The sequence below is a fragment of the Candidatus Anoxymicrobium japonicum genome (assembly GCA_002843005.1).
GTDB lineage: Bacteria > Actinomycetota > Geothermincolia > Fen-727 > Anoxymicrobiaceae > Anoxymicrobium > Anoxymicrobium japonicum.
In genome coordinates, this window is sequence record PHEX01000010.1 from 12,335 (window position 1) to 34,063 (window position 21,729).

Sequence of the window (21,729 nt, forward strand, 5' to 3'; positions counted from 1 at the left end):
GTAGGTTCTGATGTCATTGACTCCAATGGACATCCATCACAAGGAGTTCAAGTCGGCTCGTTTTGGCGGTTATAACGAGGAGGACGTCGATCTGTTTCTCGACGTAGTGGCGGAAGAGTTCGAGAAGTTGATCCAGGAGAACAACGACAATAATATCCAGGCGGAGCACCTGAAGAAAAGGCTCTCTGAGTTCGAAGAGATGCAGATGTCGCTGCAAACAGCGCTTCTGGCCGCAAGCAAATCCGCGGAGGCTGTGAAGGAGCAGGCAGGGCAGGAGTCAGAGGCTCTCATAAGCAAGACCCGGCAGGAGTCTGAATCACTGATTCGCGGCGCCCAGGAGCAGGCGAGACATATGTTGATCGCGGCTCAAAACGACTGCCGGAAAATTGAGCGCGCCACAATGGAACTCCAGGAAGTAAAGAAGCGGTACCTGGAATCGATAAAAAAGAGAGCAAACGCCCAATTAGAGCAGATTTCCGAGTGGGAGTCGCGCGATGACGCGGAAGGGGTTGTCGTGGAGGAAGCCGTGCTCGAGGTTGCGCCTCCGGCGGCAGTGGAACCGCCGCCCCTAGTTGAACCACCGGCGCGCGAGGTGACCGCGCAACCTCCAGCCAATGCCCAACCCGCGCCAGTGGCCGATAAACCGTCTGAAACCGCGGCGCTGACGCCACCTACCCTGGAGGAAGCGCCTCTTCCTGAGGCAAAACCGCAAGTCGAGCAGCGCGTCATTGATAGGACGCCCGAAGCGCCCGTAGCGCGTGAAGCGATAGCTTCGCCGAATGCGCCGCCGCCCGCCAGGGGAAACGAACGGCCAGCGCCCGGTACGCCCGAGCTCGCCAGGGAAACCAATATGCCTGAAGAGAAAGCCGCGCCTCCGAGCTCGAGGCTTGTTGATGAAGTGCTGGCTATTGACTCGGCAGATGAGTCCGTGTTTGGTGAATTAGATAACGCGGCGCCGTTCGATGATCCTGAAAAGGGCCATAGGATTCGCAAAGACAAGCGAGACAAGCATTTTTTCTGGGAGTAAAGAAAGAGCGCGTTATTGTTGAACAGGGCGCCCGAGTGGGTGCCCTTTGCGGTTTCCACTCCAGGAGAAAAGACATGGATACAGGTGGTAAACCCCCCTCGCCCCCCTTATCAGGGGGAAAAATGCCTTCCGCTCGCTCGCACGCGAGTGGGAAAGTAATAACGGTAAGGGTTTGCCCGAGATCACAAAAGCCGAGGGTTGTAGAGGATGCAGGTGGTTGCTATAAGGTCTACGTTTCAGCGGCACCTGAAAAAGGCAAAGCTAACAAACAGGTTGTCAAAATCCTCGCTCGACACCTGGGGCTGAGAAAGACATCGTTAGAGATCATCAGAGGACAGTCGTCGAGGGAGAAGTTGATAAAAATCCACGAGTGAGGCAATGCGTATGCTTGTAATGCTTCGTGATGAATGGTAGAATGCGGACGTGACGAGCGAGCAACAACATTCAAACATGAGACTTTTTACAGCCTTCCCCCTTTCCGTGGAGGTGCGCGAGTATGTGGTTGGGGTCATTGACGAGCTTGCGGAAAGTATTGAGGGAGTCAGGTGGACGCCTTCTGAGAACTTGCATGTGACATTGTGCTTCATAGGTGATTGCTCCTGGGAAAAGGCGCTTGAGATGATCCCGTGGATGGAGAAGGCCGCGCGGCGTCTCCCACTGACGTTAACTGTCGGAGGAGTGAGTAATTTTCTGTCACGGGGGTCTGCTAGAGTAATATGGGTAGGAGTTCACGATACGATTGGCGCAATCGAGGAAGTGTACAACGTGCTCGAAAAAGGCGTTAAAAAGTGTGGCTTACCACGCGAGAAACGAAAGTACCGACCACATATTACTATCGGCAGGGCAAAAGGACGTTTTGCGCCAATAACTTCAGAGCTCGCAAATCGAATTAAAAAAAACGATATTCTGTTAAAGGCGGAGCAGATCGTCCTGTACAAGAGTGAGCTTGGTGGCATGAACGCCGTGCACACAGAGATAGCAAGAGTCGGCTCACGGGTCATTGGTGTATAACGAAAGGGTGAGAGTATTGGAGAAAGAAAAATCACTGGAAATGGCGCTCATGCAGATCGAGCGGCAGTTCGGTCGAGGGTCCATCATGAAGCTGGGCGCCGAGGCCGATCGCATGGCGGTCGAGGTGGTTCCAACCGGTTCGCTGGCTATTGATATCGCGCTTGGCGTCGGTGGCATGCCCCGCGGAAGGGTCATCGAGGTGTTCGGGCCCGAGTCGAGCGGCAAGACCACGATCGCGCTCTCGGTCGTAGCGGCGGCACAGAGGATGGGAGGGGTGTGCGCTTATGTAGACGCGGAAAACGCGCTGGATCCGCAGTACTGCGCGGCGCTCGGCGTCAACATTGACGAGTTGTTGATAAGCCAGCCCGATACCGGCGAGCAAGCGCTAGAGATCACAGAGCTTCTGGTCAGGAGCGCGGCGGTAGACGTGGTAGTCATCGATTCAGTCGCGGCGCTCGTGCCACGCGCGGAGATCGAAGGCGATATCGGCGACTCGCACGTCGGGCTTCAGGCGCGACTCATGTCGCAGGCTCTCCGGAAACTGTCCAATGCGATCAATCGGTCGAATACGATAGTGCTATTCATTAACCAGCTTCGCGAGAAGATCGGAGTGATGTTCGGCAATCCTGAGGTCACGCCGGGGGGTAGAGCCCTCAAGTTCTACTCTTCCGTGCGGCTTGACCTTCGGAAGATAGACACCATCAAGAACGGGACGGACATCGTTGGAAACCGCGTCAGGGCGCGTGTGGTGAAAAACAAGGTGGCGCCACCATTCCGCAACGCGGAGTTCGACATTATGTACGGTGAGGGCATATCAAAAGAAGGCGACATTCTTGATCTCGGCGTGTTTTACGAGGTCGTCAAGAAGAGCGGCGCATGGTACATGTACAAAGAAGACCAACTCGGACAGGGTCGGGAGAACGGCAAGGCGTTCCTGAAAGAGCATGTCGATATCTCAAAAACTATCGAAGGTGTCATTCGAGAAAAAGCGGGTCTTTCTCCAGCGCCCGAGAAAAAAACCGGGGATCTGGCGGACGCGACGCCCGTGCAGGTGACCCCCATCGACAAGGCATCCAAAACAAGTGGAAAAAGCGCCACCAGACGCAAGTAGCGATGACTGCCGGCGCGGCGAGGGAGGGCCGGATACCAGAGCTCTCGAGCGCGCGCTGCGATTCATTGAGTACAGGCCCAGAAGCGCGGAGGAGATACGGGAGCGCTTGCGAAGATGGGGATACGACGCTGATATCGCCAATCAGGTCATCTTGTTCCTCGAGGCGGCGGGCATCGTCGATGACAGCGAGTTTGCCCGCCTGTTCATGAATGAGCTTTTGCGCAAAGAGTTGGGATACTATCGAATTCGCTCGGAACTGCAAAAAAAGAGGCTGAACCGGGATCTGGTGGAGGAGCAGATGGCGTCTTATCCGATAGAAAAGGAGACGGAAAGGGCCTGCGCGGTTGCTGAGCGTCGGCTTGAGAGAGTAAGCGGCGAGGATTCTCTTGCCGCACAAAAGAAGATATCGAAATATCTGGTTCGCCGTGGTTACTCGTCACACGTGGCGCGCGCGGCAATCCGGCTTGCCGCGCGAGTTGACACTCAAACAGGTCGGGAATTAGAATGACAACAGCGAAAGTGGGCGCTGAAATATTATGGAATTATTTAATATACAAGGGTCTGTTACTTTAGATAAGAGTGAGGATTGTTTTCGAGCGGGCGTGAACTGTCAGCAATAGTGCCTGTTTCGAGATACTTGTATATAGCGCCGAGCATTGCTCGGCGTTTTTTTATAGAGAGGAGGTCATTGAAATTATATACACGATAATTGCCGTTATTGCTGTTCTGACTGGAATTCTCGTGGGATTTTTGGGGCGCAAGCACCTTGCCGAAGGCCGGATCGCCAAATCCGAATCCCACGCCAGGAAGCTTGTCGACGAGGCAAAGCGAGAAGTCGACAATTTGAGGCGTGAGGCGCTGGTAGAAGCCAAGAATGAAGTATTTTCCATGAAGGAGGACGCTGATCGGGAGATCAAGAGCCGACGAAGCGACTTGCAGAGGTTGGAGCGTCGTTTGGGCCAGCGTGAAGAGGCGCTCGAGGACAAGGAGGCGGAGGTCGAGAAGAGGAAAAAGGGAATCGTTAGCGCGGAGGCGCAACTGGAGTCCCGGAAGTCCAAGCTCGTCAAGGTGGCCGCCGAGCAGAAGAAGCTCCTTGAAAGGGTTGCCAGGATGACCGTGCCGGAGGCGAAAGAGTACCTGATGCAAACGATAACCGAGGAGGTAAAGCGCGAGAGCGCTATTTTTATCAAGGAGGAGGAGTCGCGGGCGCGGGAAGAGGCCGAGAAGCGGGCCCGCAAGATCATGTCGATCGCAATTCAGAGATGTGCGTCTGATCATGTCGCGGAGACCACAGTGTCGGTGGTGCCGCTCCCCGGCGATGAGATAAAAGGTCGAATTATCGGTCGTGAGGGCAGGAATATACGGACGTTCGAGAACGTTACAGGCATCAACCTCATTATCGATGACACGCCTGAAGCGGTAGTGCTTTCCAGCTTCGACCCGGTACGCAGGGAGATCGCAAGACTCACGCTGGAAAAATTGATAGCCGACGGCAGAATTCAACCGGCGCGTATCGAGGAAATGTACGAAAAGTCCAAGGCCGAGGTGGAAAATCAGATCCGGGAGGCGGGGGAAGAAGCGGCTTTCGATGTAGGAATCAGCAACCTCAACAAGGAGTTGGTCAGGGCTATGGGGCGTCTCAAATACAGGACGTCGTACGGCCAGAATGTGCTGGTGCACTCGCTGGAGGTCGCGCATCTTTCGGGAATAATGGCTTCAGAGTTGGGGATTGACCCGAAGTTGCCCAAGCGCGCCGGATTTCTGCACGACCTTGGCAAAGCAATAAGCCACGAGGTAGAAGGATCTCACGCGCTAACAGGAGCTACACTCGCAAAGCGGCTGGGAGAAAGCAATTCTGTCATACACGCGATAGAGGCGCACCACGGTGAGGTCGACGTGAAGACCATTGAAGCGGTTCTCGTCCAGGCGGCGGACGCCATCTCCGCGGCGCGGCCGGGCGCGAGGCGCGAGACGCTTCAGAGTTACATCAAGCGGCTGGAGAAGCTGGAGACGCTTGCGGACTCGTTCCCTGGCGTGGAGAGAACATTCGCTATGCAGGCGGGCAGAGAGATAAGAATCGTCGTCCAGTCGGATTTAGTCGATGACCTGCAGAGCGTGACTCTGGCGAGGGACATTGCCAGAGAGGTTGAGGATCAACTTGATTATCCGGGCCAGATAAAGATCACCGTAATCCGTGAGACCAGGGCCGTCGAATACGCCAAGTAAAGTAAACGCGTGGTTCTCGCGATGTGCTTTGGGTCGCTACTGTCACGTGACTCCCGGCTTTGCGGTAGACGCAGCGGTAGACGGTGCCTGACTCCTGACCTGACCTGACTTATAAGTAAAGCAAGTGAGTGGCTCCTGCGGGTGGACGTATGATTTACGCTGAAGGCTCGCGTCCTTCCGGGGAACGCGAAGTAATTGATTTTGTCTCAAAAATAACGGAGGCCTCGAGGCGCCGTATCGAAGAGAAACTTCCCCACGGATTCGTTCGTCTCAAGGTTGCGGAGGCGGAGCGAAGACAGGCGCAGCAGGATATCCGTTCCGTGGAAGACATCGTGTGCGAACTCGCGCGAAACTCGAGGGACGCGGGCGCTCGCCACGTTCTGGTGGCTTTTCAAAAAGAGAAGGGGCGCTTCCGCAGTATCTCTGTGCTGGACGATGGTTGCGGTATCCCCACAGACATGCACCAGATGGTTTTTGAGCCGCGCGTTACATCAAAGCGAGAGGATTTTGAGGAGGATAGATACGGGGTGCACGGGCGGGGCATGGCGCTTTTTTCGATACGATCCCGATCGATCAGCGCCCGGATTGTTTCCTCGAGTCCGAATGGCGGAACGGTAATCAGCGTCTTGGTCGACACGTTGATGGTGCCGGAGCGTTCGGATCAGGCTACGCTTCCGATTATAGAGGAAAAAGAGGTTGGCCTTGAGATCGGCGCCGGCTCGCACAATGTGGCAAGGGTTCTATCGGAGATGTCGACCGATTCCCGGAATGTGGATTATTACCTCGGCTCGGTTGCTGAGATACTGGCAACGGCAAGAATGTTATCGACCGATCATGACACGCGCAATTCGCCCTGGGCAAACCTCGCGAGAATCGATGACATCAGGCTACTGGCTGAAGTTTCAAAAACCAGGTTGGGTTTGTCGGTATCCGAGAGGAACGCGTACCGCGTTGTGAACGGTGAGATTGTTCCACTTGAAACCATGTTGAAGCGGGCGAAAGACGCTACAGGGATTAGCAGGAAGGCCTGTAAGGCATCGCCGGGAGCGGACGGCATCAGGAGCGGACGGCTCCGAAGCCCGTTACGAAAGCTTTCAAAAGATGATCTCTCCGAGATAGGTGAACGGTGCGGGCAGATTGTCGAGGGTGTGTTAGGGCGTTACTACATGAAGCCCGCGGGCACTATCAGGATCCGGCGAGGCAAGGGAAAGATAGTAATGTCGTTTTTCATCATCGGAGAAGATGGAGATGGGGAATGAGACTTGCCCGACACCGATGGTTCATCGCGATTGCCGTACTGGTCGCTCTCGTTCTGGCGGCGTCTATCGCGGGGTTCTTGTGGTGGCGTGAGAGCGCGCGCTCAAACAGCGAGAAGAGGTACGAGAACATTGCGTCGAGGGATTGGCGAAGAATATTCGATCGGGCAAATCTTGTTACGGTAGCGTTGCTGAAGGTTGAATCCCTGACCGACCTCACGGGTGTCGCGACCGAGGCGTCGGATATGACAAAAGAGATCGCGAAGATTGCCTCTGAGCGCAAGAAAAGTGAAATGCCCCGTGGACAGAAAGCAACGGTAGCCAGGGAATCTGTGGCGCTCGAATCACTCGGTAAATATCTGGAGATGCTGGACGAACTCGCGCTAAAGGTCAATGCCGAAGAACTCTTGAAAACGAGAAGCCTGATCGAAGATCGCGCGAGAGTCGCGCAGGCCAACGTAGACGATTTTCTGGCGTCCGCCAGATGGCTCAACGGGAACATAACGGGAGATTTCTATTCAGCCGGTTCAATGCTTCAGGCCGTAATCCAGCCCGTGGACAGGGCGCAGGAAGAAATGAAAAGCGCGGTTTTCGAGGCCGTCAACGCATTCATGGATGCCGACATATCGCGCCATGATTTCGATTTGATATGGGCGATGCTGTCGAGCAAGCTTCATATGGTGCTGGGGTACTACAAGATAAACAAGGAGAATCTCAACGTGGGGTGGAAGAAGGCATGGGGCGATAAGAAGCCGGTAAGTTTTTATGTCAACAAATCGCAGATATCATTCCCCGGCGCCGGAAGCGCCGCCGTAAATGTGATCGTTTACACGGAAAAGAGCGGCATCAGAAGAGGAAAGGTGCGACTCCTTTACGAGAACGGCTGGAAACTCGACAGCTACCCATTCGCCGGTTTTGGATAGGGATCCGCTTAACTTTGGGGTCAGTCCCACATGGCGCGTCCGTGCGCCATGTGGGACTGACCCCGGTTGTATTTGATGTTAGTGTACAGGTTCAAGGTTTAATTGACGATATAAATTCTGTAGTTTGAAATGAATCAACCGAGGTTGGGGTGGAAGAAAATGCAACTGTCGGACAGAGAGATACAGAATACGCTCGATCTGCTGAAAAAAAAGGAGAAAATGGGAGAGGGCAAAGAGGCTATCCTGCTTAGCGAGAAAGAGATAAAGGGCATCCAGGAAGTCGTGAAGCAGATAGACTCCGTGCCCGAGGTTCGCAAGGACAAAGTTCAGAAGATCAAGAAAGCGATAGAGTCTTCCAGTTACGATGTGACAGGGGACGATATCGCCAAGAAGCTCGTTGGCCGCATGATTTCAGACAAGCTGCACTAGTGTTACGTCAACACTTGGCTTTATCTAGCTTTTGATTCAAGCAAATCGAGCGATATTGAGATGGATCCCGGTCTGTGGTTGAAAGTCGAGGCCAGTCGCAGGCGAAACGACCCACGTAAGACAACTAATGGTTGCCGAGCATGGTGCGGCTTAGGGGTAAGTCCTGCCCACGAATAATCGTGGAGAAGACGGCGTGGTTCCGGCCGTAGGCCTGAGCCGCAAACTCTCAGCAGGCGAGTGTGGGGGCAAAGACCAGGTCAGCGGGATCCATCTCATTTTCTTGCCCGGTTCTGAAAGAGGCAAGGGAGTCGGATCGAGTTGTATGGACATCGCGGTTTCGTGGACACCTATTTCTTCCTGTGATAACCTACCAGAAATGATCCTATGCGGGAGGAAGACGTTGGAATCAGGCACTGTCAAGTGGTTCAATCCGGAGAAAGGATTTGGCTTGATAGAACGAGAAAGCGGAAAGTGTGTTTCTGTGGATTTCTCGGATATCAACGCCGAGGGATACCGGTTGCTCAATGAAGGTGAAGTCGTGCGGTTCAAAGTGGTTGATGGCGACAGGGGACCAAGGGCGACCGATGTCACCAGGCAAGACATATAACTGTTTCGCAAAGCCAGAAATCGTGGCCCTGTTTAGCCACAGCATAAGCGCGACGCGCGTAGAAATCCGGAGGTGGAGTTGCAGGTAATTGTAAAGGGAAAAAATATCCAGGTCACGGATGCTCTTCGTGAGTATGCTACAGCAAAAGCGTCTAAGATACAGAAGTTGGGAGTGGAGATTCGCGGGATAGTGGTAACGCTGTTGGTCGAGAAGAACCCCAGTATCCGGCAAAACCAGATCGCTGATATCGATCTCTACTGCAACGGCGTGGCGTTCCGGGCGGTAGGTCGTGACAGGGACATGTATGTCGCTGTCGATCAGGCTGTCTCCAGGGCGCAGCGGCAGATAGCCAGGCGACACGGCAAGAAGGTAAATCGCGCGCAGGTCCAACCTGGCGCGCAGGACGTCCAGATGAATGACAGGGAAGATATGACGCCCTCCATCGTCAAAGTGAAGGCGATATCGCACAAGCCGATGACGTCCGAGGAGGCGGTTCTCCAGATGGAAACGGTCGGTCACGATTTTTTCGTTTTTACCGATTCTGAGAGTGAAAATACCAACGTCGTTTACCGGCGTTTCGATGGGAACTACGGCGTGATAGACTACGGCGTTACTGACCAGGGGAGATGACCGGCCGTGGCCAGCCTGATTGGTTATTTGAAAAAAATCTTGAAATCTATCGCTGAGACGTTTCTGGCTGGCGGCGCGGGGATACGATGGTAAGGCGATCCAATCTCGAGCTCGATGACTCGCTCTTCGAGGGTGAGAAAAGAAAGTCGCGCGGCGGACGTCGACGGACGCCTGACGAACCGAAGGCGCCGGGTTCTTTTGTTCCAACCGGTAGAGCCGATAACGCCCTGGCTGTCTCAGTTGTCCTTGCCGCCCTCCTTCTGATGCTCCTGGGCTTCATATCTGGCAAGGAGAACTGGTTCGCTGTCGTTTTTATCGGATTGATGTTCCTCGCCTCCGAGCTTTTTGCTCTGCCCATGAAGTCTGGAGGTCGCCTGTCTGTAGCGTTGTTGCCACTTGCAATGGCGATGATGATATCAGGCCCGTTCGGCACGGCTGTCGTGGCGTTTTTCGGCGTGCCGATCTTCTTCATGGAGCGAGGGGAGCACGGCGCCAGGCGTGTGGTCTTTAACACGTCCCAGCTAGTTTTTGCGGCTGCCGCCGCGGGGATGGTGTTCAAATATACGGGAGGTGGCGCGGGTCTGGACGCCACCCTCAAAAATAGCGGCGGGCTGATCTTGCCGTGGATACTCGCGACAATCGTATTTTTCGTGTTCAATACCTTGCAGGTTACGCCGGTGCTGGCGCCTGATGGGGAGCGGATGTTTCACTTCTGGCAAAGGCGGCTGTTGCCCAGGCTGCCGGGGTACGCGTTCTACTCCGTCATCGGATTCCTTGCCGCGGTGGTATACATAAAACTCCAGCCCCCCGCTGTCGTGCTGCTGTTCGCGCCGATACTTGCGGTAAGGGTCGTATACACGCGTTACGGCATGATGCGCGATGTCTGCGACAGTACTACCCTCGCGATCGTAGAGACTATCGAGGACGGAAATATCTTTATGGAGGGGCATAGTCTTAGTGTAGCGGAGATCGCGGTTGCTATCGCGGACGAGATGGATTTTGAGGAGGAAGACGAGCACTGCCTGCGACAGGCCGCTCTTCTACATGACATGGGCAAACTCGCGCTTGATCCGTCGATTGTCGACAAGGCGGACATTCTTTCGCCGGATGAGTACGATGAGATGAAAAAACACCCGCTTATAGCCGCGAACATAGTATCGAAAGAGCAGTCGTTTGCCGTGGTGGAGTCCATTATCAGGCACCACCACGAGATGAGCGACGGCAGTGGTTACCCCGATGGGCTGGCGGGCGACATGATACCACCTGGCGCCCGCATCCTCGCGGTCGCGGACGCCTTCGACGCCATGCAGAGGCCCGTGCCTTTCAGAGAGTCTCTTAGCGCGCATGACGCTGTCTCTGAGATCGCGCGTGGCAAGGGAATGCAGTTTGATCCGGATGCCGTGGACGCGTTTCTGAAGGTCGCGATCAAGCGTGGCTTCTGGAGTGGCGCGATCAAGGATCCGGCGCCTATGTCCGCGAGAGAGCCGGAGCAACTTCGGCTTACCGTCGAACCCGGGCAACTGATAGGCGAGGAGGCCGCCCCGCTGGCAAGGGACACGGACGCGGCGTGGCAGAAACCGGTTGGCGCGACTTCGAGTGGTGACGTCTCCTACGACGACGTCAGGGAAGATATCGAGAAAGACATCCGCGAATGGAAGAGGATCGAAAGTGGTCACAGAAGAGTCAGGGAGCAGAAGAAAAAGACGCGCTCCCGCAAAAAAAAGAAACAGGAAGTCGAGGGAGAGGATCCGGAAACCTCGTAGCGCGGTCTTCGACGTAGAGGGCACGGCAGAGGGCTTCGATGACATCGACTTTCAGAACGGGGAGTTCTCAGACGAGAACGTATGTCTATCCAGCAGCGCGTCTTCTTCTTTCGAGGAGATAGAGGACGTGGCGTTGCTTGCCGGAAGCGCCGCGGAAAGTCGAGAGGACGGGAGCGGGAGGGAGGACGCGACGCCGGCAGTGGAAGAAGGTTTTGTAGTTTCAGAACAAGCGCCCGCCAGTCGCAAGTCGCGGGCAGGAGAATCGGTGTCCGAATGTGAGGAGCACGAGGTCAGGGGTCACGTGCGGAAGCCCCCCACCAGGGAGCGCGCCTCCAGGGGACGCCCGCCGATCAGTGGCGGGTTTCCGATCTTGATGCTGCTCATCATAACGGTGGCCGTCGTCACCGTGGTAGTGACTATCATCAAGACCCACCCGGGCGACATAGACTTCAGCAACTTCGTATTCTTCATAGTGGTATTCACAGTGGCGGCGCACTTTGATCTGAAGCTCAAGGGTGGAGGCAAGATCAACCTTGGCCTGGCGCCTCTGCTGGCGGCTCTCATAGCGTTGCCGGTGAACCTGCCTGATGTTCCCTACGCGAAGATAACCGGCTCGGGTTGCGCCCAGGTCGTGTGGGTATTTCTGCTCGGCGTCATCGTGACACTTATTACGCGCGCGATGGGCAAACTTTCCAAGGAGGATATCCTTGGCCGGCTGCTGGACTTATCGGGCGTGGGCCTGGCCGCCCTGGTCTTTTTTGCGCTCATCAAAATACTTCCAAAGAAGCCGGAGCTCCATGGGCACTACACGCCTGCCGTACTGGTCGCCGCGACGGTATGCGCATGCCTGATTTATTTGATGTATCTCGCCCGGGAATCATACGTCCTTTCGTCTGAAGGGGCGTTTCCGGCCGTGGTGTATTTCCAGAGCACGATGCGCAAGTCGTGGCTCCCATTTTGGATTATCGTATTCACCGGAGTGTTCATGGGACTGGTGTTCGTGGGCATCGGGATGTGGTCGTTGTTGATATGCCTGCCGTTGTTGCTGATATTTATGTATGCGCACAATCAGGTCGCAGCCACTGACCAGTATTTGCTCGAAACTATTCGTGTTCTTTCAGCGATTCCCGAGGAGACGGGGATGCTGACAATCGGACACGCCGATCGCGTGGCCCGGCTGTCGGTGGATGTCGCGCACGAGCTTGGACTCTCGCCGGAGGATATGCAACAGGTTGAGTTTGCTGCGTACCTGCACGACATCGGGGTCATAACCAGGCAGGGATCCCACGACCCGTACCAGAGGCAACTCACCGAAGTCGAAGGGGTTATTACCGGGGGCGTGGACATAGTTGGGAAAGTCGATTATCTGGATGTCGCCGCGGAGATACTGGGCGGGCGGGAAGATCTGCGCGACAGGGTGACCAACGTGGACAAGAGGCGAGTTGTCAGCATTGGGGCCGGTATCCTTCGCGCGGTGGATGACTTTGAGTTTCTGGTTCAGGGGAGCGAGTCCAGGGCGCCGCTTTCAGAAAGCGAGATTCTGACCGAGATGAACCTCGAGCGCGGTGTAAAGTATGACAGTAAGGTGCTGAGGGCGATATCTCGCGTGCTTTCAAGATCGCCAGCGGAACAGTAATGTTGAAGGGAGTCCAGAAAGCTCTCCGTTTTGGGGAAGCCAAAAAGACCAAGGAACTCGAGGCGGCTGTCTCCCGGGTCAATGAACTGGAACCTGATGTAAAGAAGCTGTCCGACGAGGAACTGGCGGCGAAGACCCCGGAGTTCAAGCAAAGGCACGAGCAGGGCGAGGGCCTTGAGGATATGTTGCCCGAGGCGTTCGCTGTTGTGCGCGAGGCCGCGCGCCGCAAGCTTGGTGAACGCCACTTCGACGTCCAGATCATGGGCGGGGTTGTTCTGCATCACGGCAGGATAGCCGAGATGAAGACAGGGGAAGGCAAGACCCTTGTCGCGACACTTCCTGTTTACCTGAACCATCTTGATGGCGAGGGCATCCATGTAGTGACCGTGAACGATTACCTGGCGCGTCGGGATAGCGAGTGGATGGCAGGAATATACCGCTTCCTTGGCATGGAAGTCGGGCTAATCCAGGCGCAGATGGATCCACCGGAACGTCGCGTAGCTTACGGCGCGGACGTCACTTTTGGAACCAACAACGAGTTTGGCTTCGACTACCTCCGTGACAACATGGTCATTGACGTCCAGGATCATGTTCAGCGCGGATACCACTACGCTATCGTGGACGAAGTGGACAGCATTCTTGTCGACGAGGCGCGCACACCTCTAATCATAAGCGGCGCGGCGACCGAGTCGGTTCAGTATTACAAACAGTTCGCCCAGATCGCGAAGAAGCTCAGGAAGGGCGAGGATTATGAGGTCGATGAGAAGTCCCGCACGGTCTCGGTGACGGAGGACGGAGTCGCGCGGGTAGAGCAGTTCCTGGGCGTGGAAAATTTATACGATAACGTCCAATCCGACTTCGTTCACCACCTGGAAGCGGCGGTCAAGGCCAAGGAGCTTTTCCGGAACGAGGTGGATTACATTATCAAGGACGGCGAGGCGCTGATAGTTGACGAATTCACCGGGCGATTGATGATCGGCAGGCGTTACTCGGACGGTATCCATCAGGCCATTGAAGCTAAAGAGGCTATTCGCATCAGGGAAGAGAACCAGACGCTCGCGACTATCACCTTCCAGAACTATTTCAGGATGTACGACAAGCTCGCCGGCATGACAGGCACCGCCACTACGGAGGCCGACGAGTTTCAACACACGTACAAGCTCGAGACGGTTGAGATACCGACCAATAAGACTATGATCCGTAAAGACATGCCCGATTTCATTTACAAGACCGAGAACGCCAAGTTTAACGCGGTTGTAGAGGATGTAATCGAGTGTTGTGAGAAGGGACAACCGGTGCTGGTCGGCACTGTCTCTATCGAAAAATCTGAACGCCTCTCTAAGATGCTTGCGCGGCGGGGCGTGGAACACGAGGTGCTGAACGCGAAGCAGCACGAGCGCGAGGCCGAGATCATCGCGCTGGCCGGCGAGAGCGGCGCGGTGACTATCGCCACGAACATGGCGGGTCGCGGCACCGACATCAAGCTCGGCCGGGGAGTTGTCGAAGTCGGCGGTTTGAAGATAATCGGCACGGAGCGTCACGAGTCACGGCGCATAGACAACCAGTTGCGCGGCCGCTCCGGGCGCCAGGGAGATCCCGGCGTCTCGAGGTTTTATCTGTCGCTCGAGGATGATCTCATGCGCCGGTTCGCGTCGTCCGCTATCGGGAGCATCATGGAGCGCTTTCACTTCCCGGAGGATGTTCCTATCGAGCACCGGATGATTTCAAAGGCGATTGAATCGGCGCAAAAGCAGGTCGAATCGCAGAACTTCGAGATGCGCAAGAACCTGCTCAAGTACGATGACGTAATGAACAAGCAGCGAGAAGTTATCTACAAGGAACGCAAGGAGTTGCTCGAGGGCGCGGATTTCGGGTCTGTGGCGCGACAATGGGTCGAGGAGACTGTTGAGTCGGCTATCGGGGCTTTCACAAACCCGCAGGTCTTTCCCGAGGAGTGGGATCTCGATGGAATGTTCGCTTATCTTTCCCAGATTTTTCCCACGAGCGTTTCAGCGGAGAGCTTTGAATTCGAATCGCTCACACAGGAGGAGTTGCGCGAAGAGCTATTTGAGGACGCCGAAAGAGTTTACAATGAGAGAGAAGAGGAGTTCGGTGGTGAGACCATGCGTGCGATCGAGCGCATGATCATGCTGGAGGTCGTGGACAATAAGTGGCGTGAACACCTTTACGCGCTTGATTACCTGCAGGAGGGCATCGGCCTGCGTGGGATGGCGGGCCGTGACCCGCTGATCGAGTACCAGGTGGAAGCTTATGACATGTTTGTGTCGATGCTCCAGTCCATCAAGGAGGAGTTCTCGAAATATATTTTTCATGCGCATGCCGCCGAAATCGAGCACGAGAGGGCGCCACGGCGGGTCTTTGAGAGCGGCCCCGGAGATCAGCCTGTTGCCGCTGCACAGCCGCTGCACAGCGATAAGGTGGGCCGCAACGCGCTTTGCCCCTGCGGCAGCGGAAAAAAGTACAAGAGATGTTGTGGCACGACTTAACTTTTGGGGTCAGGTCTTTTTTTTAAAGTTTAAGAGGGGTCTGGCAACGTCTACCGCTTTAGCGGTAGACGGCGCCTGACCCCTCTGGACGGACGATCGACTTTAAAAAAAAGACCTGACCCCAAAAGTTAAGTCGAATAAAAAGAAAGGGGTAGCTGGATGGTGACCGATTACGCAGACCGCATAGAGGCCTACCGGCGCGCGCTTTTGAAAATCAGTGATTATCTTTGAAGTTGTTAAATCGCGCGCCGAGCTAGAGAATCTCAAGAAAGAAACGGTTGCCCCGGCGTTCTGGGATAGCCAGGAGAAGGCAAAGAAGATCATGGCGCTGATTTCCCGGCTGGAGAATCGGGTGTCTATGTTCGACCGCATCATGAGTCACGTGTCCGAGCTGGACGAGATGAACCGTCTCGGGATCGAGGAGCAGGACGCGTCCTTCGAGACAGAGATTGTCAGTGGACTGGAATTTCTTGACGCGGAAATCGCCTCTATTGAATTAACCACGCTCCTTCAGGGTAAGTTCGACTACAATGACGCGATTGTCTCGCTACACCCGGGCGCCGGCGGGCTCGAGTCACAGGATTGGGCCGAGATGCTCATGAGGATGTACCTTCGCTGGGCCGAACGCAGCGGGTTCAAAGTTGATCTCAATGACGTGCAGCCGGGCGATGGAGCCGGCGTCAAGAGTGTGACTTTCACTGTTCGTGGCGAATACGCTTGCGGTTATATGTTGTGTGAGAAGGGCGTTCACAGACTGGTGCGCATCTCGCCCTTCGATTCCGCGAAGAGGCGCCACACCTCTTTTGTGTCGCTTGACGTCATACCTGAAGTTGCCGAAGAGCTGGACATCGAGATCGACACCGGGGATCTGCGCATCGACACGTATCACTCGTCGGGCGCAGGCGGACAGCACGTGAACGTTACCGACTCCGCCGTGCGCATCACGCACATTCCGACTGGCGTTACTGTTCAGTGCCAGAACGAGCGTTCGCAGATAAGCAACAAGGCGACCGCGATGAATATTTTGAAATCACGGCTGTACGATATCGCGCAACGCGAAAAAATGCGGGAGATCGAGGATATGCGCGGTGAGCAAATGGATATCGCGTGGGGGAGCCAGATACGCTCGTACGTCTTCGCGCCGTATCAGATGGTGAAGGATCACCGCACGGGCGTGGAGACCGGCAATATTCAGGCGGTTATGGACGGGGAGATAGATTGCTACATTCAAGAGTGCCTCCGCTGGAGGAAGAAGCAGGAAGCGGAGAGCGCCGGCCATGAGCATGGCGGTGACCGTGGCAAATAAGTCGCCTGATGAGCTCAGGATCAAGACCGACTTTCACGTTCACACCATTTCCAGCGGGCACGGCTTTTCGACCGTGAGAGAAATTTGCAAAGAGGCGGCGGCCCGCGGACTCGAGATGATCGCGGTGACTGACCATGGTCCGGCCATGCCGGGGGGCGCCCACATCTACTACTTCACGAACATGGTCGTGATGCCCCGCGTGCTTTCAGGCGTGAAGGTGCTGCGTGGCGCCGAGTGCAACATCATAGACACGGATGGAACCCTCGATCTCCACGATCGCGCGCTCGATTCGCTTGATATCGTACACGCCGGCATTCACCCGCTGACAGGCTATGAAGGGAACTCCGTTGAGGACAACACACGCGCTGTTCTTGCCGTGGTCGAAAGCGGCAAGGTCGATGTCCTGGCGCATCCGGGCAATCCGCTATATCCGTTGAACTACGGCGCCGTTGTCCGCGCCGCGGCGTCGAAAGGTGTACTGATAGAGATCAATAATTCTTCATTGACGTATATTCGCAAGGGGAGCCTTGACAACTGTCGCGTGATACTTGATGAGGCAAAAAAAGCGGATGCGTGTGTATGCATAGGCAGCGACGCGCACGACGCTTCGCTTGTCGGGATTTTCGACCACGCGCTCAACCTAGTCGATGAGGTCGGCCTGCCTGATGAGCGGATAGTGAACAGGGACGCATCCTCCCTGCTGGAGTTCTTCTCCCTGCGCGGCAAGAAGGAAATACTGTTCCAGTAGGTTAAGTATAAGTAGTCTGAAAAAGAGGGTTGATTTGTCGTAGTCTCAAAGTCGAAAGGGATGTTTTTTTTGATCAAGTTCAGACGGCTGTCGAAGGTGTACCAGGGCAACGTATACGCTCTGGACGACGTGACCGTGGATATAGAGAAAAAGGAGTTTGTGTTCCTGGTGGGGCCGAGCGGCTCCGGCAAATCCACTTTCATCAAGCTCATGTTGAAGGAAGAAGAGCCGACGAGCGGACAGATATACATCGCCGACACGAATTTGGCGGAAATCAAAAAGTGGAAGACCCCGTACCTCCGCCGCAAAGTGGGGTGCGTTTTCCAGGATTACAAGCTTCTGCCCAATAAGACTATCTACGAGAACGTCGCTTACGCGCTGGAGGTCACCGGCAGGCCCCGCAGGATAATCGAGTCGTACGTGCCGGAGGTGCTGCGGCTCGTTGGGTTGAGCCACAAGCTTGAATCCTACCCTGATGAGATGTCAGGCGGTGAGCAACAGCGTGTTTCGATCGCAAGGGCGTTCGTGAATCGCCCGCCTATTCTGCTCGCGGATGAGCCGACGGGGAACCTGGATCCGTCGATGTCCATCGGCATTGTCAAACTTCTCGAACGAATCAACAACACGGGCACCACCGTGATCATGGCCACGCACGACCAGGACATCGTCAACACCTTCAAGAAAAGGGTGGTCGAACTCCGCGACGGGCGGGTTATCCGCGACCAGGCCCGGGGGGTGTACGGTTATGGCAATTAATTTCATGTACTTCATGAGGGAATCCGGCTCCTCCATGAAGCACAACATGGCGCTGACGGCCGCCGCCGTTATGGTGACAAGCCTTTCACTGCTGATTCTCGGGATCGTAGGGATGTCCGTGCACGCCGGCAACGGCCTGGCCGCCAATATGAAGGAGCGCGTTGACGAGATCAGGGTTTTCCTCAAGGACAACGTTACCATGGAGGAGCGCGCCAGCGTGGAGGCGTTCATTCGAAAGATGCCTGAGGTCAAAAGCGTTGAGTATATTTCCAAGGAGGCCGCGCTCGAGGAGTTCAGGAAAATGTACAAGGATGAGAAGACGCTCCTTGACGAGATAGAGGGCAACCCCCTGCCCGCCGAGTTCAAGGTGCGAATGACGGATCCGAAGTTCAACAGTGTGGTCGCAAAGAATATCGAAAGCCGTCCGGAGGTTAGTGTTGACGAGGCCGGCAAGAAAGAGATCAAGAACCCGCGGGACGTGGTAAACAAAGTATTGCGGATCACCGGGGCCGTTCAGAAGTTCGGCTTTGTGATCGTGGTCGCGTTCGGCCTGGTTTCCGTGGCTCTCGTGTCAATTACCATCAGGATGGCGATCTATTCCCGGCGCGCGGAGATCGGCATCATGAAGCTGGTTGGCGCGACCAACTGGTTCATCCGTTGGCCGTTCATGATGGAGGGGGTGGCCGAAGGGTTTTTCGGCGCGATTGTGGGGATTATCGGGACCCTGCTGGTCCACTCATGGTTCATCACAAAGCTCGAAGCCGCGTCGGAGAATGTCAACCTGGTGTCCAGTGGTTACCTTGCGCTTCTTTCGTTTGCGCTCGTCATCATTGGGATCGTGATGGGCGCCGTGGGCAGCGCACTGGCCCTTAGAAAGTTCATAGAGGTATAACACTTAACTTTTGGGGATCAGTCCCCCATGGCGCGCGGACGCGCCACCGCTGTCCGTGCCCCCTCGCCCGGGGTCACCGCGCGCAAAGCGCGTGGGGTGGGGAGAGGGTTGGGGTGAGGGGTATAGTGGTAGCCTGAACGGGGTTTATTTTCGGAGCAGGTCTTTTTTTAAAGTCACTGGCCCGTCCAGAGGGGTCAGGCACCGTCCACCGCTAAAGCGGTTGACGTTGCCAGACCCCTCTTAAGCTTTAAAAAAAGACCTGACCCCCAAAAGTTAAATGAGGAGTCAACTTGGACGAAGAACAAGGAAACACACCACAATACCAGCGGCCGCCGCCGTTGTTGGCACCGCCTTCTCCGCCCGCTCTAAGAAAACGCCTTTCGCGATCCAGTGTAATAGCAACAGGCATTCTGGTCGTTCTGATTGCGGCTGGAGCGCTCACAGGCATCGGCCTTGTCATCAATAGAGCTCTAGCCAGGAAAAAAGCTTTCTCGTTTGATCTCCGGGAGCAGTCCGCTTACACGAACGCTATGTTTGACATCAAGAGCTACTATCTCAAGCCGTATGACGAAACCAGGATTGAGGCGGCGGCGAGCGTGGCGGTAGAGAAAGAGAAAAAGAAAGGGGTGACCTCGTTCGCCAGGTTGACCGGCGTGGGGGTGAATGCTCTTATCAAGGCGCTTGGCGATCCACACAGTAATTACATGACCCCAAATGAAAACAAGCGAATGGAGCAGGATCTGAGCGGGTCTTTCTTCGGTGTCGGGTTTACCCTTCGAATGTACAAGGGCAGGCCAAAGGTCGTCTCTGTCATCAAGGGGTCGCCGAGCGATAAGGCGAGCGTGAAGTCCGCTGATATTATCATGTCGGTCGATGGTATGGACACAAAGGGCAAGAGATTGGACAACGTGGTTCTTCACATCAGGGGCAGGCAAGGCACAAAGGTGAAGATCGAAATCGAACGTGGCGGCAAGACACTGAACTTCGTGATAACCAGGAAGAAAATACAGATTCCCGACTTTGAGTCAGATTTGGTTGACGGCAAGTACGGAGTGATTAGACTTTTCGAGTTCAACAGGGGCGTAGGCCGGAAAGTGCGCGCGGTGGTGAAGGATCTTCAGGCCAGGGGCGCTCAAGGCTTTATTCTTGACTTGCGAAACAATCCCGGCGGCCTTCTGGACGAGGCTGTTCAGGTTTCCAGCGTGTTTGTCCCCGATGGAGTCATCGTTTCCTACCAGACCAAGGGTAATAAAAAGGTAAACGAGAAGGCTTCGGGTGGGGTCGAGACTGCCAGGCCGCTCGTGGTGCTCGTGAACGGGGGCAGCGCCAGCTCCTCCGAGATTGTGGCAGGGGCGCTCAAGGACAGGGAACGGGCCGTGCTTGTAGGAATCAGGACGTACGGCAAAGGATCGGTGCAGAAAGTGTTCGCGTTAGGCGACGGAAGCGCGGTCAAGCTTACTATATCGCTTTACTATTTGCCAAAAGGCGAGTCGATAGATGGCAAGGGGATTCAGCCGCATGTGGTCGTCGAAGACAAGAGTGATCAGGCTAAAGAGGAAGCAGCCCAGTTCGATAAGGCCAAACAGGCTCTCGAGAACATGATTGAAGGGAAACCGCCGATAAGCCTCCTGCCGGAAACGTTGCCGATCGCGGCCTGAAGGAGGTTCGGGATGTTTCCCCCGCCCTCCGCTCGCGGACTTGAGACGTCGGTCGAGGAAAACACCCCTCGCTTTACTTAAAAACGCATAATTTGGTTTGACCCCATTATGCCCCATATCCTGTGGTGTCATCGCCCGGTGTTATACTCAGGTGTTATACTCATCTTATGTCCAAAAATGATGATCGGATGGCCAACCAGGTCAAGTCCACAAATCGCAAGGCCTTGCGGGATTACCAGGTCGAGGACAAGCTCGAGGCGGGCCTGGTTCTGACGGGTAGTGAGATCAAGTCTATCCGCAGAGGACGGGCGACGCTGGTCGATTCGTACGCGGCGATCGAGGGCGGGGAGGCTTTTGTTCACGGGATGAACATCTCGCCGTACGCGCAGGCGTCCTGTTTCGGGCACGATCCGATGAGGACGCGCAAGCTCCTGCTCCACAGGGGGGAGATAGAGCGTTTGACCGGCAAGATCGCCGAGAAAGGCTATACTCTGATCCCGTTGAGGTTGTATATTAAAGATGGCAAGGCAAAACTGGAACTGGGGCTTGCCCGTGGGCGGCGCCAGTACGACAAGAGGCGCGAGATAGCCCGGCGTGACGCGGCTCGCGAGATAGACAGGGCGCAGAGAAGGAAAGTCCGCACTGTCAGGACAACATCCAGCGACGGATAAAGCGTGTGGCCAGGCTGAAGCCTGTTCACTGGAAAGATGTGGGGGCGACAAGGTTTCGACAGAACCGAAGGAGGCGATAGTGCGGGCCGAGCTCCAATAACTCGCAAAACTGTTGGAAAAAAACTAAACGCCAATTCTGAAATGGCACTGGCTGCTTAAACAGTAGTCACGTCCCCCGGGTGAGGCCTGCGGCCCCGGGTAAGGCGACGTTAGCAGGACAGCCCTTCGCCGGGGTTCCGACGGCAACGGGGTTAAATTTTCTGGAACTGGCTAAAGGCGAGGCCTCCCGCGGGCCGAGCCTCGAGCGAAACTTAAACCGCGGGATACGCTCGTAGACTCTGTCGTTGAAGCGCTTCTGGACGCGGGTTCGACTCCCGCCGCCTCCACCAACTAAGACCAGACCAGGGGTCAGGCACCGTCTACCTCTCCGTCTACCTTTACTGCGTAGAGGGGTCTGGCAACGTCTACCGCGCAGCGGTAGACGGTGCCTGAACATTCTTCCCGAATTTTCAAGAGGATTTATGTGTTTTCCCGAAGTTCATACTCCCTTCCGTGTTCGATCATTGACCATA

19 protein-coding genes, 1 other RNA gene and 1 pseudogene are annotated in these 21,729 nt (G+C 55.5%); all 21 read left to right on the forward strand.

The features are described 5' to 3' along the window. The first annotated feature begins 10 nt into the window (after window positions 1-10). The 21 genes and pseudogenes from CVT63_01825 (at window position 11) to ssrA (ending at window position 21,546) form a co-directional block, all read left to right on the forward strand. A complete protein-coding gene (locus CVT63_01825) occupies window positions 11-1,027 on the forward strand; it encodes a hypothetical protein (protein ID PKQ28610.1) in 1,017 nt (338 codons plus the stop codon). A 74-nt stretch (window positions 1,028-1,101) separates the two neighbouring features. Then, the gene (locus CVT63_01830) at window positions 1,102-1,401 is read left to right on the forward strand and encodes a hypothetical protein (GenBank protein PKQ28611.1); all 300 of its coding nucleotides are present in this window, start codon (window positions 1,102-1,104) and stop codon (window positions 1,399-1,401) included. 49 nt (window positions 1,402-1,450) lie between these two features. Then, complete coding sequence (locus CVT63_01835; protein ID PKQ28612.1) at window positions 1,451-2,038, forward strand: RNA 2',3'-cyclic phosphodiesterase; 588 nt, start codon at window positions 1,451-1,453, stop codon at window positions 2,036-2,038. A gap of 7 nt (window positions 2,039-2,045) precedes the next feature. Then, on the forward strand, window positions 2,046-3,149 hold the full coding sequence (gene recA / locus CVT63_01840; GenBank protein ID PKQ28629.1) for a recombinase RecA: 1,104 nt from the start codon (window positions 2,046-2,048) through the stop codon (window positions 3,147-3,149). Then, window positions 3,121-3,657, forward strand: a complete 537-nt coding sequence (locus CVT63_01845; GenBank protein PKQ28613.1) for a hypothetical protein — start codon at window positions 3,121-3,123, stop codon at window positions 3,655-3,657. Before recA ends, CVT63_01845 begins: the two co-directional genes overlap by 29 nt. A gap of 179 nt (window positions 3,658-3,836) precedes the next feature. Next, the gene (rny, locus tag CVT63_01850) at window positions 3,837-5,375 is read left to right on the forward strand and encodes a ribonuclease Y (protein ID PKQ28614.1); all 1,539 of its coding nucleotides are present in this window, start codon (window positions 3,837-3,839) and stop codon (window positions 5,373-5,375) included. Between the two features lie 149 nt (window positions 5,376-5,524). Then, window positions 5,525-6,634: an ATP-binding protein gene (locus CVT63_01855; GenBank protein ID PKQ28615.1), complete on the forward strand. Its 1,110-nt coding sequence runs from the start codon at window positions 5,525-5,527 to the stop codon at window positions 6,632-6,634. Next, window positions 6,631-7,554: a hypothetical protein gene (locus tag CVT63_01860; GenBank protein PKQ28616.1), complete on the forward strand. Its 924-nt coding sequence runs from the start codon at window positions 6,631-6,633 to the stop codon at window positions 7,552-7,554. The genes CVT63_01855 and CVT63_01860 overlap by 4 nt, the downstream gene beginning before the upstream one ends. Before the next feature lie 129 nt (window positions 7,555-7,683). Next, a complete protein-coding gene (locus tag CVT63_01865) occupies window positions 7,684-7,983 on the forward strand; it encodes a hypothetical protein (protein ID PKQ28617.1) in 300 nt (99 codons plus the stop codon). A 400-nt stretch (window positions 7,984-8,383) separates the two neighbouring features. Further along, window positions 8,384-8,590, forward strand: a complete 207-nt coding sequence (locus tag CVT63_01870; GenBank protein PKQ28618.1) for a cold-shock protein — start codon at window positions 8,384-8,386, stop codon at window positions 8,588-8,590. A 72-nt stretch (window positions 8,591-8,662) separates the two neighbouring features. Next, on the forward strand, window positions 8,663-9,220 hold the full coding sequence (raiA, locus tag CVT63_01875; GenBank protein PKQ28619.1) for a ribosomal subunit interface protein: 558 nt from the start codon (window positions 8,663-8,665) through the stop codon (window positions 9,218-9,220). An 86-nt stretch (window positions 9,221-9,306) separates the two neighbouring features. Beyond that, complete coding sequence (locus CVT63_01880) at window positions 9,307-10,983, forward strand: hypothetical protein (protein ID PKQ28620.1); 1,677 nt, start codon at window positions 9,307-9,309, stop codon at window positions 10,981-10,983. Window positions 10,984-11,110: 127 nt separating this feature from the next. Continuing rightward, a complete protein-coding gene (locus CVT63_01885) occupies window positions 11,111-12,619 on the forward strand; it encodes a hypothetical protein (protein PKQ28621.1) in 1,509 nt (502 codons plus the stop codon). Further along, window positions 12,619-15,126 carry a preprotein translocase subunit SecA gene (locus CVT63_01890; GenBank protein PKQ28622.1) on the forward strand — a complete coding sequence of 836 codons (2,508 nt, stop codon included), beginning with the start codon at window positions 12,619-12,621 and terminating at the stop codon, window positions 15,124-15,126. Before CVT63_01885 ends, CVT63_01890 begins: the two co-directional genes overlap by 1 nt. 159 nt (window positions 15,127-15,285) lie before the next feature. Next, window positions 15,286-16,432 (forward strand): annotated as a pseudogene (locus CVT63_01895) (peptide chain release factor 2). Next, window positions 16,404-17,180: a phosphatase gene (locus tag CVT63_01900; protein PKQ28623.1), complete on the forward strand. Its 777-nt coding sequence runs from the start codon at window positions 16,404-16,406 to the stop codon at window positions 17,178-17,180. The pseudogene CVT63_01895 and the gene CVT63_01900 overlap by 29 nt, the downstream one beginning before the upstream one ends. Before the next feature lie 69 nt (window positions 17,181-17,249). Continuing rightward, window positions 17,250-17,936, forward strand: coding sequence for a cell division ATP-binding protein FtsE (ftsE, locus tag CVT63_01905; GenBank protein ID PKQ28630.1), 687 nt, complete (start codon window positions 17,250-17,252; stop codon window positions 17,934-17,936). Next, on the forward strand, window positions 17,926-18,828 hold the full coding sequence (locus CVT63_01910; protein ID PKQ28624.1) for a hypothetical protein: 903 nt from the start codon (window positions 17,926-17,928) through the stop codon (window positions 18,826-18,828). The genes ftsE and CVT63_01910 overlap by 11 nt, the downstream gene beginning before the upstream one ends. A gap of 290 nt (window positions 18,829-19,118) precedes the next feature. Beyond that, window positions 19,119-20,486, forward strand: a complete 1,368-nt coding sequence (locus CVT63_01915; GenBank protein ID PKQ28625.1) for a hypothetical protein — start codon at window positions 19,119-19,121, stop codon at window positions 20,484-20,486. Window positions 20,487-20,653: 167 nt separating this feature from the next. Continuing rightward, window positions 20,654-21,157 (forward strand): SsrA-binding protein, encoded by a 504-nt coding sequence (locus CVT63_01920; protein ID PKQ28626.1) that lies wholly within the window; start codon window positions 20,654-20,656, stop codon window positions 21,155-21,157. A gap of 40 nt (window positions 21,158-21,197) precedes the next feature. Then, window positions 21,198-21,546: a transfer-messenger RNA gene (gene ssrA / locus CVT63_01925) on the forward strand. Window positions 21,547-21,729: the final 183 nt, after the last annotated feature.